This is a genomic window from Ottowia thiooxydans DSM 14619 (assembly GCF_000422885.1).
GTDB classification, from domain to species: Bacteria; Pseudomonadota; Gammaproteobacteria; order Burkholderiales; family Burkholderiaceae_C; genus Ottowia; species Ottowia thiooxydans.
Genome location: NZ_AUGX01000066.1, coordinates 1 through 14,650 on the forward strand (window position 1 = coordinate 1; position 14,650 = coordinate 14,650).

17 protein-coding genes and 1 pseudogene are annotated in these 14,650 nt (G+C 59.6%); 10 read left to right on the forward strand and 8 right to left on the reverse strand.

What is annotated here, in order from left to right; all coding sequences use genetic code 11:
* The coding region (locus tag G518_RS40185) for a DUF4158 domain-containing protein (protein ID WP_036596162.1) at positions 1–170 on the reverse strand (170 nt) is incomplete at its 3' end.
* Positions 171–629: 459 nt separating this feature from the next.
* A complete protein-coding gene (locus tag G518_RS0125600) occupies positions 630–1,436 on the reverse strand; it encodes a GntR family transcriptional regulator (RefSeq protein ID WP_028604925.1) in 807 nt (268 codons plus the stop codon).
* 106 nt (positions 1,437–1,542) lie between these two features.
* On the opposite strand from G518_RS0125600, the gene G518_RS0125605 reads away from it, so the two are divergent.
* Genes G518_RS0125605 through G518_RS0125650 form a run of 10 tightly spaced genes read left to right on the forward strand, consistent with a single transcriptional unit; the run spans position 1,543 to position 10,201 of the window.
* Positions 1,543–2,523, forward strand: a complete 981-nt coding sequence (locus G518_RS0125605) for a Bug family tripartite tricarboxylate transporter substrate binding protein (RefSeq protein ID WP_028604926.1) — start codon at positions 1,543–1,545, stop codon at positions 2,521–2,523.
* Between the two features lie 27 nt (positions 2,524–2,550).
* The gene (locus G518_RS0125610; protein WP_028604927.1) at positions 2,551–3,714 is read left to right on the forward strand and encodes an acyl-CoA dehydrogenase family protein; all 1,164 of its coding nucleotides are present in this window, start codon (positions 2,551–2,553) and stop codon (positions 3,712–3,714) included.
* Positions 3,715–3,727: 13 nt separating this feature from the next.
* Complete coding sequence (locus G518_RS0125615; protein ID WP_028604928.1) at positions 3,728–4,501, forward strand: enoyl-CoA hydratase/isomerase family protein; 774 nt, start codon at positions 3,728–3,730, stop codon at positions 4,499–4,501.
* The gene (locus G518_RS0125620) at positions 4,498–5,637 is read left to right on the forward strand and encodes a thiolase family protein (protein WP_036596164.1); all 1,140 of its coding nucleotides are present in this window, start codon (positions 4,498–4,500) and stop codon (positions 5,635–5,637) included. The genes G518_RS0125615 and G518_RS0125620 overlap by 4 nt, the downstream gene beginning before the upstream one ends.
* Before the next feature lie 9 nt (positions 5,638–5,646).
* Positions 5,647–6,054 carry a Zn-ribbon domain-containing OB-fold protein gene (locus tag G518_RS0125625; protein ID WP_028604930.1) on the forward strand — a complete coding sequence of 136 codons (408 nt, stop codon included), beginning with the start codon at positions 5,647–5,649 and terminating at the stop codon, positions 6,052–6,054.
* Positions 6,044–7,264 carry a CaiB/BaiF CoA transferase family protein gene (locus G518_RS0125630; protein WP_051237399.1) on the forward strand — a complete coding sequence of 407 codons (1,221 nt, stop codon included), beginning with the start codon at positions 6,044–6,046 and terminating at the stop codon, positions 7,262–7,264. The genes G518_RS0125625 and G518_RS0125630 overlap by 11 nt, the downstream gene beginning before the upstream one ends.
* A gap of 1 nt (position 7,265) precedes the next feature.
* Positions 7,266–7,667: a Zn-ribbon domain-containing OB-fold protein gene (locus tag G518_RS40520; RefSeq protein ID WP_051237400.1), complete on the forward strand. Its 402-nt coding sequence runs from the start codon at positions 7,266–7,268 to the stop codon at positions 7,665–7,667.
* Positions 7,664–8,839, forward strand: coding sequence for a thiolase (locus G518_RS0125640; RefSeq protein WP_028604933.1), 1,176 nt, complete (start codon positions 7,664–7,666; stop codon positions 8,837–8,839). Before G518_RS40520 ends, G518_RS0125640 begins: the two co-directional genes overlap by 4 nt.
* Before the next feature lie 37 nt (positions 8,840–8,876).
* Positions 8,877–9,554: a 3-oxoacid CoA-transferase subunit A gene (locus G518_RS0125645; protein WP_036596165.1), complete on the forward strand. Its 678-nt coding sequence runs from the start codon at positions 8,877–8,879 to the stop codon at positions 9,552–9,554.
* A gap of 8 nt (positions 9,555–9,562) precedes the next feature.
* Positions 9,563–10,201 carry a 3-oxoacid CoA-transferase subunit B gene (locus tag G518_RS0125650; protein WP_028604935.1) on the forward strand — a complete coding sequence of 213 codons (639 nt, stop codon included), beginning with the start codon at positions 9,563–9,565 and terminating at the stop codon, positions 10,199–10,201.
* A gap of 314 nt (positions 10,202–10,515) precedes the next feature.
* On the opposite strand, the pseudogene G518_RS41350 reads toward G518_RS0125650, so the two are convergent.
* The 6 genes and pseudogenes from G518_RS41350 to G518_RS36985 all read right to left on the reverse strand — a co-directional run.
* Positions 10,516–10,796: pseudogene (locus tag G518_RS41350) on the reverse strand (electron transfer flavoprotein subunit beta/FixA family protein); the annotation flags it as partial.
* Between the two features lie 107 nt (positions 10,797–10,903).
* A complete protein-coding gene (locus G518_RS0125660; protein ID WP_028604936.1) occupies positions 10,904–11,737 on the reverse strand; it encodes an alpha/beta fold hydrolase in 834 nt (277 codons plus the stop codon).
* Positions 11,734–12,177 (reverse strand): carboxymuconolactone decarboxylase family protein, encoded by a 444-nt coding sequence (locus G518_RS0125665; RefSeq protein ID WP_028604937.1) that lies wholly within the window; start codon positions 12,175–12,177, stop codon positions 11,734–11,736. The genes G518_RS0125660 and G518_RS0125665 overlap by 4 nt, the downstream gene beginning before the upstream one ends.
* A 2-nt stretch (positions 12,178–12,179) precedes the next feature.
* Positions 12,180–13,118 (reverse strand): DODA-type extradiol aromatic ring-opening family dioxygenase, encoded by a 939-nt coding sequence (locus tag G518_RS0125670; protein ID WP_028604938.1) that lies wholly within the window; start codon positions 13,116–13,118, stop codon positions 12,180–12,182.
* Positions 13,115–14,122 carry a PdxA family dehydrogenase gene (locus tag G518_RS0125675; protein WP_028604939.1) on the reverse strand — a complete coding sequence of 336 codons (1,008 nt, stop codon included), beginning with the start codon at positions 14,120–14,122 and terminating at the stop codon, positions 13,115–13,117. The genes G518_RS0125670 and G518_RS0125675 overlap by 4 nt, the downstream gene beginning before the upstream one ends.
* Positions 14,119–14,262, reverse strand: a complete 144-nt coding sequence (locus tag G518_RS36985; RefSeq protein WP_169458010.1) for a hypothetical protein — start codon at positions 14,260–14,262, stop codon at positions 14,119–14,121. The genes G518_RS0125675 and G518_RS36985 overlap by 4 nt, the downstream gene beginning before the upstream one ends.
* Between the last annotated feature and the right edge of the window lie 388 nt (positions 14,263–14,650).

Sequence of the window (14,650 nt, forward strand, 5' to 3'; positions counted from 1 at the left end):
CGCAAGAAACCTATGTGCAGTGCCAGACCCAGCTTGTGGGCGTTGCTTCGGCGGGCGTTGATGAGCTCGCGCTCAGTACGGCTGTACGTGAAAAACGACTGAAGCTCGAAGGTGCTGATTTCCCTTGGCAGCTCTCGCAGGCCAAGGTAGGTTGTGTGCCAGCTTTGCATCTTGTGTCTCCGGTGATTGGGGCAGACACAATACGCCTGAAAAAGTGAACAGGAAAACCAATGAAATCAAGGGCTTATCAGACCACCCCTACGCCAGTGCTCGATCTCCTACCGTCACTTTTGACAACGAAAACAAATCGACCCCCTCTACGAGGCCGCACGACAAACGCACCCCGAGCGTTGGTGCGCAGCGTGCCGCAACTGGCAACTTGAAGACGCCGTCTACCTCAATCCAGAGCGCGACCGGGCCAACGAATTCAGGAAAGTTGCCTGAACACCGAGGCGACAACTACCTTGACACACGCCGTGGTTTTGAAAAGTAAGGAATTCGGGGGAGACGTCAGGCCGATGGGCGAAGGGAGTCGGTGTCCGGGAATCGGGGCAGTCCACGGTGAGCGTCTCGGTGCCAGGTGCCAGTGGTGCGAATGCCGCTGCGATCACCCTGTAGAGAAAGGACCTTTACAGCGTGCCGTCGATTCCGGTCGAAAGATGTGGCAGCAGTTCGTTTGGAATAGTGGCGGCAAAGGAAAACATGTCTCCGCGATACCACGACAGGGCCAGATACACACCTCGTCCCTTGGTGTCGATCGCTCGCCTTAGGACGCGAGCTACGGGGGCGCCGAGTGGGCAGCGTAAATGGTCGGCGAGTACGACGTCGGCCGGCTCCACTGTGATGATCAGCTTGAGTTCAAGTGCACCGACGGCCGGAAGAGCTCTCACCATGGGCAAAACCTTCTTCTTCTCAATGGCCCCTTTGGGCAGGCGGCGGTAAATCGAATCTGCGACACAGATTCTTATAAGCCCCAGGGGGCGCCCCTCGAACTTGTGAATCTTCGTGATGCCTTTGTATGTAGGAAATGCAATGGCTTCCTTGAGCATATCCGCCGGTACGGTCGTCAAGTCGTCAACGGCCAGGATCACGATCTCCACGCTGGAAACATCGGCGTCCATCGCGTCTGCGATTTGGGGAGCAGGCTTGCTCTGCGACGGATGCTGTAAGACATGGATGCCACGCCCTCGGCTAGAGACGAGAAGTCCTTCTTCAGCAAGGACCCGTATGGCTTCCCGAATGGTAATGCGGGCCACCTTGAAGTGATCACCGAGTTCGACCACCGTCGGCAATCGAGAACCTGGCGCGATGGCTCCAGAAAGGATGGCATAGCGCAGGATGTTGGCGACCTGTATGTATAGGCTGACACCCTGCGTCTGATCGACGCTCAGATTTCCGGCTTCGGCAGGGATGAGGAAATGGGGACTTCTTTGCATGGGCGACAGACTATCACGGAGGTGATTTCCCGCCGCCGGTGAAAAAATCGCACCATTAAACCGTATAACCGGTGTATAATTTCAAGACGCACATTGAAACGTATTTATGTTCACGAAAACACAGTCTTTATGTCGCTCTCTTCTCGCTTGTTGTCTGGTTCTGCTGGGATCCCTGGCGAATGCGCAGGCAATTGACTACCCGACACGCACCATTAAGTTCGTTGTGCCCTTCCCCTCGGGAAGCGGCACCGACCAAGCCGCCCGTGAGGCGGCCAACGACATCACTCGCCGAACCGGTCAGCCTGTGATCGTCGAGAACAAACCTGGCGCAAATGGCTTGATCGCCGCGCAACAGGTTGCTCGGGCAGCGCCTGACGGCTACACCGTCTTCATCACCAGCATGACGACGCAGTCGGTCAATCCCTTCCTCTACAAGAAGCTGCCCTACGACCCGGTGGCGGATTTCATCCCGGTGGCGATGATTTCCAAGACGGCGATGGTGCTTGTGGTGAGGAACACCGAGGATCAGCCAAAGAGCGTCGCGGAGCTTACAGCGCGAATGCAGGCTGCGGGCTCGAAGCTGAGCTTCGCGAGTGGCAACACCTCTTCTCTGGTAGCGGGAAAAACCTACTCCAATGCCGTTTCTTCTCCCGCGCTTCATGTCCCTTACAAGGGAATTCCGCAAGCCGTCACCGATCTCATGGCCGGGGCGGTCGACTTCATGTTCTCAGATCTGACGGTGGCCAACCCCCTGGTTCAACAGGGGCGGCTTCGTGGTCTTGGGGTGACCGGTCCAACCAGAGCGTCAACCCTGCCAGACGTCCCGACGATGCGAGAAGCCGGCATGCCGATCGAACTGAGTGTCTGGAACGGAGCCTACGTTCCTGCAAAGACGCCGCATGCGGTTGTTGTCCGTTTGAACGAACTTTTGAATCAGGCGACGCAGAGCAAGCAAGGTCAAGAGAGATTCAAGCAAACCGGCGGCACCGTCGACACGATGTCGCCGGAAGAATTCGCAAAATTCAACGAGCAGGAAGTGCTGTTCTGGGGCCGCGCTGTGCGTGGCGCGGGCATTCAACCTGAATGACACATTGCAACACGTAAAGGACGATGAATGGAAGCAATTATTCCAAACTTGGAAGAATTGGAGCATCTTCGACAGACCACTCGCAGGTTCATGCGAGATGAAGTAAGGCCAGCCGAAGACAAGGTGCAGCACGATGCATATGAGCTGCCACAAGAACTGCTAAATCCGCTCAAACAAAAAGCGAAAGAGATCGGGCTTTGGGCCCTGCGCTCTCCAGCCGAGTATGGCGGCCAGGGGATGGGATTAGAGGCCTCAGCCGTCTTCGCTGAAGAGGCATCGCGATGCAAGATGGGCGCGTATATTCCGGCATGCGGGGCTACAGGGAGCAACCCGCCTGCGCCGATTCTTCTGGGCACTAAAGAGCAGATTGAAAGGTTCGCGATTCCTGCAATTGCGGATGGGGCCAAGGTCTTTATGGCGATTAGCGAGTCATCGGGCGGATCGGACCCGGCTCGCTCTATTCGCACGCGTGCAGTGCTCAAAGGTGACCACTATGTTTTGAACGGATCCAAACTGTGGATTTCGGGTGCTCAGAGTGCGAAGTGGGGGCTGGTATTTGCCCGCACCGGCGATCAAGGCGACCGCGGCGGGATCACCTGCTTCATCATCGACGGCAAGCCCAAAGGCTTGGCGCTCCGTGAAGTGCCGGTCATTCGCTCATTCCCGACCTATGAACTTACATTCGACAACGTTGAAGTTCCAGTGGAGAACCGCTTGGGTGGCGAAGGCCAGGGCTTTGCGCTTTGTGAGCGCTTGTTGGTCGAGGCACGTGTGCCGTACGCAGCGGGTTGCATCGGCATCGCACAGGAAGCACTCGAGATTGCGATCGACTGGGCTCGTGATCGGAGGGCATTTGGTTCGACGCTGAGCGAGAAGCAATCCATTCAGTGGATGATTGCAGACAGCGACATGGAACTACGAGCCGCACGGCTTTTGACGCAGGACGCCGCACGCAAGTGCGATGCTGGTCTTCCATTCAAGGTGGAGGCATCGATAGCCAAGGTCGTTGCCACAGAAACAGCGGGACGCGTGGTCGATCGATGCCTTCAGATTTTGGGCGGGATGGGCGTTGCCAAAGAAATGCCGCTTGAGCGCTGGTATCGGGAACTCCGCATCAAGCGCATCGGAGAGGGGCCTTCCGAAGTTCACCGGATGGTTCTTGCTCGTCAACTCTTCAGAGGCACTGCCTGATCGAGGTATCTGTATGTCAATTGATTTTGAAATCGTGGAAGACGGCATTGCCCGAATCACACTTAATCGCCCGGAACGACACAACGCATTTGACGAAGAACACTACCGGGATCTTTCTCTTGCCTGGGCAAGGGTGCGAGATGACCAGGCTATCCGCGTTGCCATCATCACCGGCGCGGGCGAAAAATCATTTAGCTCGGGCGCTGACCTGAAGTCATTTTTCGGCAAAAGAACCGCCACCGAGATGTGGCTGACGCAAAAGGACCAACTTCTCAATCGGGGGCTGGAGATATGGAAGCCGATCGTTGCCGCCGTCAACGGCTATTGCCTCGGTGGGGGCATGACCCTTCTGATGGCAACCGATGTTCGGGTGGCCGCTGAGCATGCGACTTTCGCGCTGTCAGAAGTCAAGCGGGGCATTGTGGCTGGCAACGGCGGGACGCAACGAATACTGGATCAGTTGCCGCGCGCCATCGCCATGGAGGTGCTGCTCACCGGGGACCGGTTCGACGCCGCCACCGCCGAACGGTGGGGGTTCGTCAACAAGGTTGTCCCGCTGGAACAATTGCAGGAAACGGCATTGACATACGCGCGAAGGCTCAATTCCAGCGCGCCACTCGCTCTTCAGGCTTCCAAAGAGCTGGCACTGCGAAGCCGCGAGATGAGCTTGGCAGACGGATTCCGGATGGAACTGTTCTTTAATCGCATGCTCCAGGCAACCGAGGATTTCAAGGAAGGCTCGGCGGCATTTGCAGAAAAGCGCAATGCGCGCTTCACGTCGACATGAGCACGGCGAACGCCTTGAGCGGGCGCTACGTGGTTGCTGGAATCGGAAGCACTGCATTCGGAAAGCTCGGACTAGACACTGTTTCACTGAATGCGATGGCGTGCCGGGAAGCACTTGCAGATGCCGGCATTTGCAAAGAAGAGGTTGACGCGCTTTTTCTGAAGGCGCCGACCTCCGCAAGAGAATCGCTCTACGGTCAGAAAGTTGCGGACGCAATGGGCATGCAACCCCGGTGGGGGGGCGCGTGGGACCAAGGCGGCGCTGCCAACGTCACCTTGATCGCTTTCGCCATCATGGCCATCGAAGCCGGGCAATGCGAAGTGGCTTTGGTCTCCTATGCTGACAACCCGCGCAGCGGCGCGGCCGACTTCTTCGGCCGGCCCCGCGGCGCAGAAGCCCCTCACGGGTGGTTTTCCGCTGCGGCGTGGTACGCCATGATCCATCAGCGGCACATCATCGAGCACGCAACGCCGCCCGAAGCGTTCGGCGCAGTTGCCATCGCCGCGAGAAGGCACGGAGCCGCCAACCCGAATGCGCAGCTGCGAAAACCGATCACGATGAACGACTACCTGGCGTCTCCCATGCAGATCGAGCCGCTGCACCGTGACGACTGCTGTCTTGTGTCCGATGGGGGCGGCGCAGTGGTGATCATGAGCGCGCAAAAGGCGAAAGACCTGCGCGTGCCTGCGCCAGTTCCCATTCTGGGATTCGGCGGAGGCAATACATCCGTTGAGTTACAGAACCGCGCGTGCCTGACGACAACAGAGGCCGTGCGCTCTTCGAGATTGGCATTCGACATGGCCGGAGTGCGTCCAATCGACGTCGACGTCGCGCAAATATACGACTGCTTTTCGGTCGCCGTTCTCATGACGCTCGAAGACTACGGCTTCTGCAGCAAGGGGAGCGTCTACGACTTTGTGCGTGACGGGCAGATCGAGTTCGGCGGGCGCCTTCCCATCAACACGAGCGGCGGCCTACTTTCAGAAACTGGCATGCCTGGCATGCAGCTTATCCACGAGGGTGTTCGGCAAATGCGCGGCTCGGCGACGCTGCAGGTGCCGGGTGCGAAATTGTGCGCGATCAGCAACCAGGGGGGGGCGATGCACACGCACGCGACTCTCTTGCTTGGAACTTGAGGTTACAGGATGCTTCCGCAGCCAGAAATCACCACTGCCAACAAGCCTTACTGGGATGCATTGCACATGGGACAGCTGATGTATCAGTGCTGTCCGTCGTGCGGCGCATGCTGGCTTCCCGCTCGAACGCTATGCCCCACTTGCCTTAAATCCGGCGTCGTCTGGCGGCCCGCCGAAGGGTCGGGGAAATTGGTGAGTTGGGTCGTCTTTCATGTCGCGTATCACGAGGCCTTCAAGGATAAGGTGCCGTACAACGTGGCGCTGGTCGAGTTGAAGGAGGGTCCCCGACTGATCAGCAGCGTTCTGGCTTCCTCGCAAGAACTTTACGGAGACGCGCCGCTGCGACTGAAGATCGAGACGGAAGACGGAATCGCATTGCCGCGATTCTGTATTGAAAAGGATTCTGATGCCAAATGAAACGTCGGGGACGGCCGGGGCTCCGCTGCAAGGCGTGGTTGTGCTTGACCTTACCCAGATTTACAACGGACCTTATGCGACCTTTCTGATGGCGATGGCCGGCGCCGATGTCGTCAAAATTGAGCCGCCGGACGGAGAGCATTTGCGCCGCCGACCCAATTCGGGTGGAACAACCGAGCCCTTTGCCGTTCTCAATGCGAACAAACGAAGTCTTGTCCTGGATCTCAAGACCGATGCGGGGCGCCAGGTTCTCCTCGAACTGGTCCGCAAGGCCGATGTCCTGGTCGAGAACTACGCACCCGGCGTTATGGCAAGGTTGAATCTTGGTGCCGATACGCTGCACCAGACAAACCCCCGGCTTGTGATTGCGTCCGGGAGTGGTTATGGCGCCGAAGGGGCCTATCGCGACTTCACCGCCATGGACCTCACGGTGCAGGCGATGTCGGGCGTGTTGAGCGTCACCGGGCACCCGGACCAGGAGCCGGTCAAGGCCGGTCCAGCCATCGCCGATTTTTTTGGTGGTATCCACCTTTATGGTGCAATCGTCACGGCACTCTACAAACGACAGCAGACCGGCGAAGGCTCCTGTGTCGAGGTGGCGATGATGGACGCGCTGGTTCCCAGCCTCATGTCCAACCTCGGACTGCACAACAGTGGGGAACTACAGAATTTGCGCACCGGCAACGGTCATGGCGGACTCCTTGTCGTTCCCTACAACGTCTACCCCGTACAGGACGGCGGTGTTGCCATCCTGGCTGTAAGCGACCAGCATTGGCTGGCACTGGGCGGCGTCCTTGAGTACCCCGATCTGGTGACAGATCCCCGTTTTGTGGATAAGTCAAGCCGGGTCAAAAACCGCGCTGCGCTCGACGCGCGGATCGGTGAGTTGACCATGAAGTTCACAAAACAAATGCTCTTCGATCGGCTGGTGGCAGCGCGCGTTCCGAGCGCTCCGGTCAGAAGTCTCGACGAAGTCATCAACGACGAACATCTTCATGCACGCGGGATGCTCAAGTGGACTGAGCACCCCGTCTATGGGCGCATGTTGGCCATGGGAAGTCCGCTGCGGTTCAGCAACTATGCCGGCCCGCGGGGCATTGACAGCCACGAGCTTGGCGCTGACAGCCAAGAGGTCCTAGCGCAGATGGCAAGCATCAAAGGCTCTCAGTTTGACGAACTGGCGCGAGCCGGTGCATTTGGAAAGAAATGAAATGGGATTGAACAGTCAACTTCAAGAATCGGCTGAGCGCGGCGTGGAAGCCACTTACTTTGCGGCGCTGTCGCAAGGAAAACTGATGATTCAACGTTGCGCCGATTGCAAGCGCGCCATTTTCTACCACAGGCAGTTCTGCCCGCATTGCGACAACGAAACCCTCACGTGGGAGCAGGCGTCAGGTGCCGGGACCGTGCACTCGGTGACGACGTTGCGTACGAAGCCAGACCGGCCGTACAACATTTCCCTGGTTGATCTGGACGAAGGGGTCCGCATGATGGGCCGTGTGGACGGCATTGCGCCCGACGAGGTGAAGATCGGGATGCGTGTGCGCGCACGGATCATCGAACAGGGCGGTAAGCCTCTGGTCGTCTTCCTGACCTTGCCGGAGGCCGCATGAACGAATCCCTTCTTCGCGGCGCGGTCGCGATCTCCGGTGTCGGGACAGCGGGGTGCGGAGATGCGTCCGGCTTTACTGACATGGAAATACTGGCAAAGGCGGCGCGGTCCGCCGTGCACGATGCGGGTCTGAAGATGTCGGACATCGACGGCATTGCCACCGCCAACCTCAGCGCTGCATTGTGGCCCTTGAACGTCGTCGAGTATCTCAATGTCCGTCCTTCCTATGTCGATGGAACCAATATAGGAGGGACATCGTTCATCGGTCATATGCTGCCAGCTGCAAGAGCCTTGATGAGCGGGCAATGTAATGCGGTACTCGTGTGTTATGGAAGCACTCAGCGATCAACAAGGGTTCCCCGGCGCGAGCGTGCGGATGCAAGGGCGCTTCTAGACCCGCTGCCATATGAAGCACCTTATGAGCCGTTCAACCCGCCCTCTTCTTACGCGCTCATTGCCGCGCGGCACATGCACGAGTATGGAACGACCCGGCGTCAACTCGCCGAGGTTGCGGTGGCTGCCCGACGTTGGGCTCAACTTAATCCGGAAGCGTTCGCGCGGGACCCGCTGAGCCTGCAGGACGTTCTCTCCGCCCGGATGGTCAGCGACCCATTCACGGTTTATGACTGCTGCCTTGTCACCGACGGCGCGGGAGCTTTCGTGATGGTGCGCTCCGACAGGGCGCGGGATCTGCCCCAAAAGCCCGTTCACGTGCTGTCGTGTGCGACGAGCGTCTGGCATCGCCAGGTTTCCGGCATGCACGATCTGACGGTGACGCCCGCATCCGAATCCGGCCCGAAAGCCTTGGCTCAGGCGGGCCTGACAACCGCGGACATGGACATGGTCCAGCTCTACGACGCGTTCACTATCAACACGATCATGCTTCTGGAGGATCTGGGATTCTGCAAAAAAGGCGAAGGCGGCGCCTTTGTGGAAAACGGCGCAATTGCGCCAGGCGGACGCTTGGCCGTGAACACCAACGGCGGCGGACTCTCCTGCGTTCATCCCAACATGTACGGCGCGTTCGCGGTGATCGAAGCAGTGCGGCAGTTAAGAGGCGACTGTGGCGAGCGACAGCTTAGCAAGGCCCGGACCGCACTGGTCCACGGCAACGGCGGCGTTTCCGCCGCCGCCCAGTCCACGGCCGTTCTCTCCACTTCGGACGTCCTGTGAAAGCGAATCAACGTTCGGCACCCAAAGAAGTATGCCCATGAACAAAATATGCCCAGATATCGCGACGGCAATCGCCGATATCCGCGATGGATGCACAGTGCTTGTGTCCGGTTTCGGGGGCGCCGGCCAGCCTACCGATCTGATTCATGCGCTGATCGATCAAGGAGCTCGCGACCTCACGATCGTCAACAACAATGCGGGTAACGGAGAGAACGGTCTCGCTGCACTTCTCAAAGCCGGGCGGGTTCGCAAGATCATCTGCTCGTTCCCCAAAACCGCAAACTCCCATGTTTTCGACAGCCTCTATGCCGCCAAGGAGATTGAGCTGGAACTGGTACCGCAGGGAACGTTGGCTGAACGCCTGCGGTGTGCAGGAGCGGGCCTCGGAGGATTTTTCACGCCTACTGGGGTAGGGACGCCAATCGCGCAGGGCAAGCGCACGGAAGTGATAAACGGTAGGGAGTTCCTTTTCGAAACACCGTTGCCCGCCGAGTTCGCGCTGATCCAGGCCGACGCTGCCGATCGCTGGGGCAATTTGACGTACCGCAAGACGGCGCGCAATTTTGGCCCTGTGATGTGTGCCGCGGCTACCACCACGATCGTGCAGGTTGCCCGCATCGTCCCTCTTGGAAGTATCGATCCGGAGCATGTCGTCACACCCGGGATTTTTGTTTCCCGAGTCGTAGAAGTCAGTCATCCACTGTATTCAAGCTGAGGAGCCGTATGAACAAATGGACAACCCAGGAGATGGCTCAACGACTCGCGCGAGACATCGAGCCCGGATGGTATGTGAACATCGGAATCGGAATGCCGGAAATGGTCTGCGAGAACTTGCGCGAAGACGATGACATCATCTTGCAGAGCGAGAACGGCATCCTCGGCATGGGACCCCTGGCGCGCGGAGATGACATCGACACCGACCTTGTCAATGCAGGCAAGAAGCCTGTCACCGCACGTTTAGGGGCGTCCTACTTCGAGCACACCACATCGTTCGCGATGATGCGTGGAGGGCATCTCGACCTGTGCATCTTGGGCGCCTTCCAGGTATCGGGCAGCGGGGATCTGGCGAACTGGTCCCTGGGCAGACCGGGCATTCCGCCGGCCGTAGGCGGTGCGATGGATTTGGCGGTTGGGGCCAAGCGGGTGTACGTCATCATGGACCACACTACAAAAGACGGGGGGCACAAAATACTGCCGCAGTGCACGCTGCCACTGACCGGTCTGTGCGTCGTGACGCGTGTCTACACCGATTTGGCCGTCCTGGAACGACGGCATGACCGCATGCATGTCATCGATCTTGCACCCGGTGTCTCGTTTGACATGGTCCAGCGAGCGACGAGTGTGCCACTTATCGCGCCCTGATTCGTTCGTGTCAGCGGAGCCGTGCTCGTCGATTCCGTGAACTCGCAACACGTTCTCGTCCGGTCCACGCCGACCGTCGTATCCGACGCTATGAGCCGGCCTAATTCGGCGGGCATCGTCGATGGACATGAACCTTGTGTCGCGTATTGCGGAAGAGCGTGACTGGTGTTTTCGGCATGGAGACAGCTGGTTTCGCGAGCGTGACCTTCATTTCGGTGACGTGACCGAGGCATCAAATTCTGCTTGCTGTCGGAGGGCGAACCGGCTCGCCGGTAGGTACTCAAGTTGCGTATGAACCAACTGCTGGGCATAGGGGGGCGCGGCTCTTCGGTGGTCTCGGCCAGATTGCCCCGATCGGCACCGCTTGCCATGGTCGTGCGCAGCGTCTCCTTGCACTAGGCATCGCAACAGGAGACAGTAATGACCTAGATGACCATGCCCTTCTCCTTCAAGCGGACCGCTTCTTCGACAGCGATCTCGTCGAAGGGTTCATGCTCATCCTGGCGTTGGCGTTGGCGTTGGCGTTGGCGTTGGCGTTGGCGTTGGCGTTGGCGTTGGCGTTGGCGATGCCGTCGGCCTTCACTCGAACCTTCACGTTGTAGTCGACGACGCGTCGGGGCGTTCGACAGGGAGAAGAGTTTTCATCGACGTGTTATCTAAAAGAAAAAGCAGGACGTGGCTTGTGCGAGGACCACTCCGGTTTCAGTCGTTGGCGAGGAAACGGCCGACCATGTCATTGAAAGACGAGGCCCATTCGATCTGGGTCCAATGCCCGCAATGCGGATACACATGCAGCTGCGCGCGAGGGATCAGGCTTGCCAGGGTCAGCGCGTTCGATAGTGGAATGACCTTGTCTTCGCGGCCGTGGACTACCAGCGTCTCGTGCGGTAGCGCGCGGATCTTGTGCTCCGGCGTGGTCATCGCCTGGATGTACTGCTGGCGCGGGGCGGGAGAGAACATTTGCGCGAAGCGCTCCTGAACGCCTTCGCGTGTGCTGGCGCGGTAGCGAAGCTCTGCGAGCTCGTCGTTGACGAGCTTGCGATCATGCGCAAAGACGTCGAGCAGGCCCTTCATGTTCTCTATGGAAGGTGTGTAGCCCCACACGGCATCCAGACCGGGCGTCAGCGGAAAGTCGATGCCCACGCTGCCCATCAGTACCAACTTGCGCACGCGCTCGGGCCGGCTGGCAGCAATGGCGAGGGCGAGCCCGCCGCCAAAGGAATTGCCCACGAGATCGACGGAGTCCAGCTCCAAGGCGTCCAGGAATCCCACCAGGTGCTCAACCCACGTGTCGAGCCCGTAGCGCGTCCCGGCGGGTGCGTCTGTGTAGCCGAAGCCGACCATGTCAGGAGCCAGCACGCGGGCCTGTTTCGACAAGGGCCCGATGTTCAGTCTCCAGTTGGCCCAGGCGGTCACACCCGGGCCGGAGCCGTGAATCATCACCACTGGATGGCCATTCCCTTGGTCGTGGTAGTTGGTGTCGAAGCCGGCCGCCCGAATGCGATGGCCGAGTTCGGGATTTGGCGTAGAGCTCATGAGGTCGCCTTGCTTTCGCGGTCGCAAATGTTGGCCAGCACTTCGGCGCCGCGATTGGCCGCAGACAGGCCACGGAACAAAAAGCACAGACTGACAACCGCTTGCATCTCCTCCCAGCTGGCGCCAGCCTTCCGCGCCGCGATGCCGTGCATGATGGCAGCGTCGCTGAGGTCCATCAGCAGCATGCCGAAAAGCATCAACTGCGAGGTCTTCACATCGAAGCACGAGGGGTACATGCCATGCTCGCGCATCTGCTCCTGCAGACTGAGCATCTTCGGATCGAGCGCGCCGGTAACGAGCATGCGTGCCTCAATGCGCGGCGGCACGAAGCCGACCAGTTCCTCGTAGATCGCTGCGCGCTGTTCGAGCGACGCGCTTTCATCGGCGTAGCTCCCCATGGATTTCTGAACTGCGTCTCTGTTAATTCGGGGTGGCAACATGGTCATTCCTTTGTTTGTTCGGGCCAGTAGGCAAAGCCCAATCCGGTTTTGGCGTGGTGCGCCGGGATGTAGTCAACAACCTCCCCCTTCCACTGGCACGCGCCGGCGGCGACGATCCAGGCACGGGTCTCGCCGGTACCACCGCGCATGGTGGCCGAATCGACCGTGAAGAGGTTCTGCAGGTCCGCGCCACGGTTGGTCGCGATGCGGTCGAGGATCCATCTGTCCAACGGCTCATCGATCCAGCCAGCGCGCGGCCCCACGGGGTCGTGCGACAGCCCGCCCGAGGCGTAGATGGCGACCCGTTCGGGTCGGTGTGCCAGCAGCTTGGCCAGCGTCTGCCCGACCTGCCAGCAACGCCGAGCAGTGGGCAGTGGTGGGAAGTAGCAGTTGAGGTACAGGGGGATGATCGGCACGTCCAGTTTGGGCAGGAGGCGCTGGGCTGGATAGACGATCATGTGCGAGGTGCCTCGCTCGGGATGCCGTCCCAGTGGCTTCATCACCGAGGTGGAAGCCATGTCGAAACCTTCTTCCAGCATGGCTTCGAGCAGGTAGGTCGAGAGTTCCTGGTGCACGGGAAGGTGGATGCGCGAGTCCTCCGCCGGCTGATCGACATAGAACGGCGCCGCCGAACCCCAGACCTCTTCGCCCGTGAACAGGCACATCGCCGGATTGCAGCGCTGGTCAAACATGTCCTCCTGGTCGTCGCCAACGAATATCACCGCATCGGGGCGATAGGCCTCCAGCTGCCGGCGCAATACTTCGAATGCCGTGTCAATGCGCTGCACGTACCCGCGAATGACCTCGGGTGTCTCCAGCTTGGCGGTGTGCGGCTGGGATTCCTTCATGTAGTCGGGAATCGCGCCGTACACCTTGGGCCACAGCTCGGGCGGGCAGAACATGGCGGGGGCGTGCGATGACGCCAGTCCCAGTCCAATCATTGGTTAGCTCCTCGTGAATGCATATGGGTGACCTGCATCAAGGCCTGCACCATGGCCTCTGGGCTGGCCTTGTTTTGTCCGGCGATGTCCATGGCCGTGCCGTGGCCGACCGATGAGAAAAGCACCGGTGTTCCGATCGACAGCGCTGCTGCGCCATGCTTTGCCATCAGCTTGGCGGGTACATGGCCCTGGTCGTGGAGCATCACCACGAACGCATCGCAGTCGCTGCGTGGCAGCAAAGTGTCCGCACCGATCGGCCCGATCAACTCGATGTCTTCGCCTCGGCAGGCCTCGATGGCGGGGGCAATGCGCTCGATCTCATCGGTGCCAAAAAGACCCGACTCCCCAGCGTGGGGATTGACGCCAGACACACCAATCCGAGGACGAACGTATCCGAGCTGGCGCAACGCCCGAGCCGTCGCGCGGATCACTTTCTCGACCCGCTCGCGTGTGATCATCTCGATGGCATCGCGCGTGCTCAGATGCACCGTCACGTGCGCGATTCGCATTGAGTCCCAGCACAACATCAGCACCACTTCGTCGATGGGGGTGTTTGTCCGTCTTGCCAGATATGAAGGGTGTCCGTCGAAGGCGATGCCCGCCTCTTTGATCGCCACCTCGTGGATGGGCGCGCCTACGACGGCATCAACATGCCCGTCCATGGCTGCTTGCACGGCTGCGTCTAGCGCCGCCACGGTGGCCGCGCCATAACGGGCAGCCACGCGGCCCAGTTCAAGGCCTTCGCCCAAGCTGTCGACATGGACGATGGCCAACTCGTCGGAGCAGCCGGCGATCTCGGACGCCGACGACAGCGTGCGACAGTCAATGGACATTCCACAGAGTTGGGCATGCATGTCCAGCGCCCGACGATCGCCGAACAGGACGATACGACAGCGCTCCCTGACGCGCGGATCCGCCGCTGCCTTGAGTGCGATCTCGGGCCCGACCCCAGCCGGATCGCCCAGCGTCACGGCAACCACGCGACGAGCGGGCACCCCGCTCATAGTGGCAGCGCCAGCAGTGTGTCAACGCGTGAGCTGTCGCACACCACGATGCGCTCGACGAAGGAAGCCTTGCCATCGGCGACGCGCACGCGGTCCTGATAGGTACCGGCGGCAAAGGTCGACATTTCGCCAGTGCGCATGGTGCGCAGAATCAGAAAGCTCGTCTCAACTTGCACGAGCCCGTTGTCCACGGACAGGATGAAGGGACGCCCCATCAAGTGCCGGTAGGGGTCTCCTCGTTTTCAGTGCAATAAGTGACGGTACGAAAAGCTAGCACTGGCGCGGAGGTGGTGTTGGTAGATCGTTGATTTCATTGACTTTCCTGTTCACTTTCAAATCTGCGATTCGTGGCGTCAAACCGTGGTCGGTTTCATCCATTGGTGCCAGTTATCGATGCATTTGGCCGCGAAGGCAGGATTTGGTCAGCATAGCGGTCAACCGGGAAGCGAAACACACCCCGCAAGTTGATGCTCTCCAGCCTGGTGGGCGCAATCTTCGGGGTCGATTTGTTTTCGTTGTCAAAAGTGA

Excerpts from the sequence above, each read along its gene's own strand:
- G518_RS0125600 (WP_028604925.1), bottom strand. The coding sequence starts at position 1,436 with ATGCAAAGAAGTCCCCATTTCCTCATCCCTGCCGAAGCCGGAAATCTG.
- G518_RS0125605 (WP_028604926.1), top strand. The coding sequence starts at position 1,543 with ATGTTCACGAAAACACAGTCTTTATGTCGCTCTCTTCTCGCTTGTTGT.
- G518_RS0125610 (WP_028604927.1), top strand. The coding sequence starts at position 2,551 with ATGGAAGCAATTATTCCAAACTTGGAAGAATTGGAGCATCTTCGACAG.
- G518_RS0125615 (WP_028604928.1), top strand. The coding sequence starts at position 3,728 with ATGTCAATTGATTTTGAAATCGTGGAAGACGGCATTGCCCGAATCACA.
- G518_RS0125620 (WP_036596164.1), top strand. The coding sequence starts at position 4,498 with ATGAGCACGGCGAACGCCTTGAGCGGGCGCTACGTGGTTGCTGGAATC.
- G518_RS0125625 (WP_028604930.1), top strand. The coding sequence starts at position 5,647 with ATGCTTCCGCAGCCAGAAATCACCACTGCCAACAAGCCTTACTGGGAT.
- G518_RS0125630 (WP_051237399.1), top strand. The coding sequence starts at position 6,044 with ATGCCAAATGAAACGTCGGGGACGGCCGGGGCTCCGCTGCAAGGCGTG.
- G518_RS40520 (WP_051237400.1), top strand. The coding sequence starts at position 7,266 with ATGGGATTGAACAGTCAACTTCAAGAATCGGCTGAGCGCGGCGTGGAA.
- G518_RS0125640 (WP_028604933.1), top strand. The coding sequence starts at position 7,664 with ATGAACGAATCCCTTCTTCGCGGCGCGGTCGCGATCTCCGGTGTCGGG.
- G518_RS0125645 (WP_036596165.1), top strand. The coding sequence starts at position 8,877 with ATGAACAAAATATGCCCAGATATCGCGACGGCAATCGCCGATATCCGC.
- G518_RS0125650 (WP_028604935.1), top strand. The coding sequence starts at position 9,563 with ATGAACAAATGGACAACCCAGGAGATGGCTCAACGACTCGCGCGAGAC.
- G518_RS0125660 (WP_028604936.1), bottom strand. The coding sequence starts at position 11,737 with ATGAGCTCTACGCCAAATCCCGAACTCGGCCATCGCATTCGGGCGGCC.
- G518_RS0125665 (WP_028604937.1), bottom strand. The coding sequence starts at position 12,177 with ATGTTGCCACCCCGAATTAACAGAGACGCAGTTCAGAAATCCATGGGG.
- G518_RS0125670 (WP_028604938.1), bottom strand. The coding sequence starts at position 13,118 with ATGATTGGACTGGGACTGGCGTCATCGCACGCCCCCGCCATGTTCTGC.
- G518_RS0125675 (WP_028604939.1), bottom strand. The coding sequence starts at position 14,122 with ATGAGCGGGGTGCCCGCTCGTCGCGTGGTTGCCGTGACGCTGGGCGAT.
- G518_RS36985 (WP_169458010.1), bottom strand. The coding sequence starts at position 14,262 with ATGCGCACTGGCGAAATGTCGACCTTTGCCGCCGGTACCTATCAGGAC.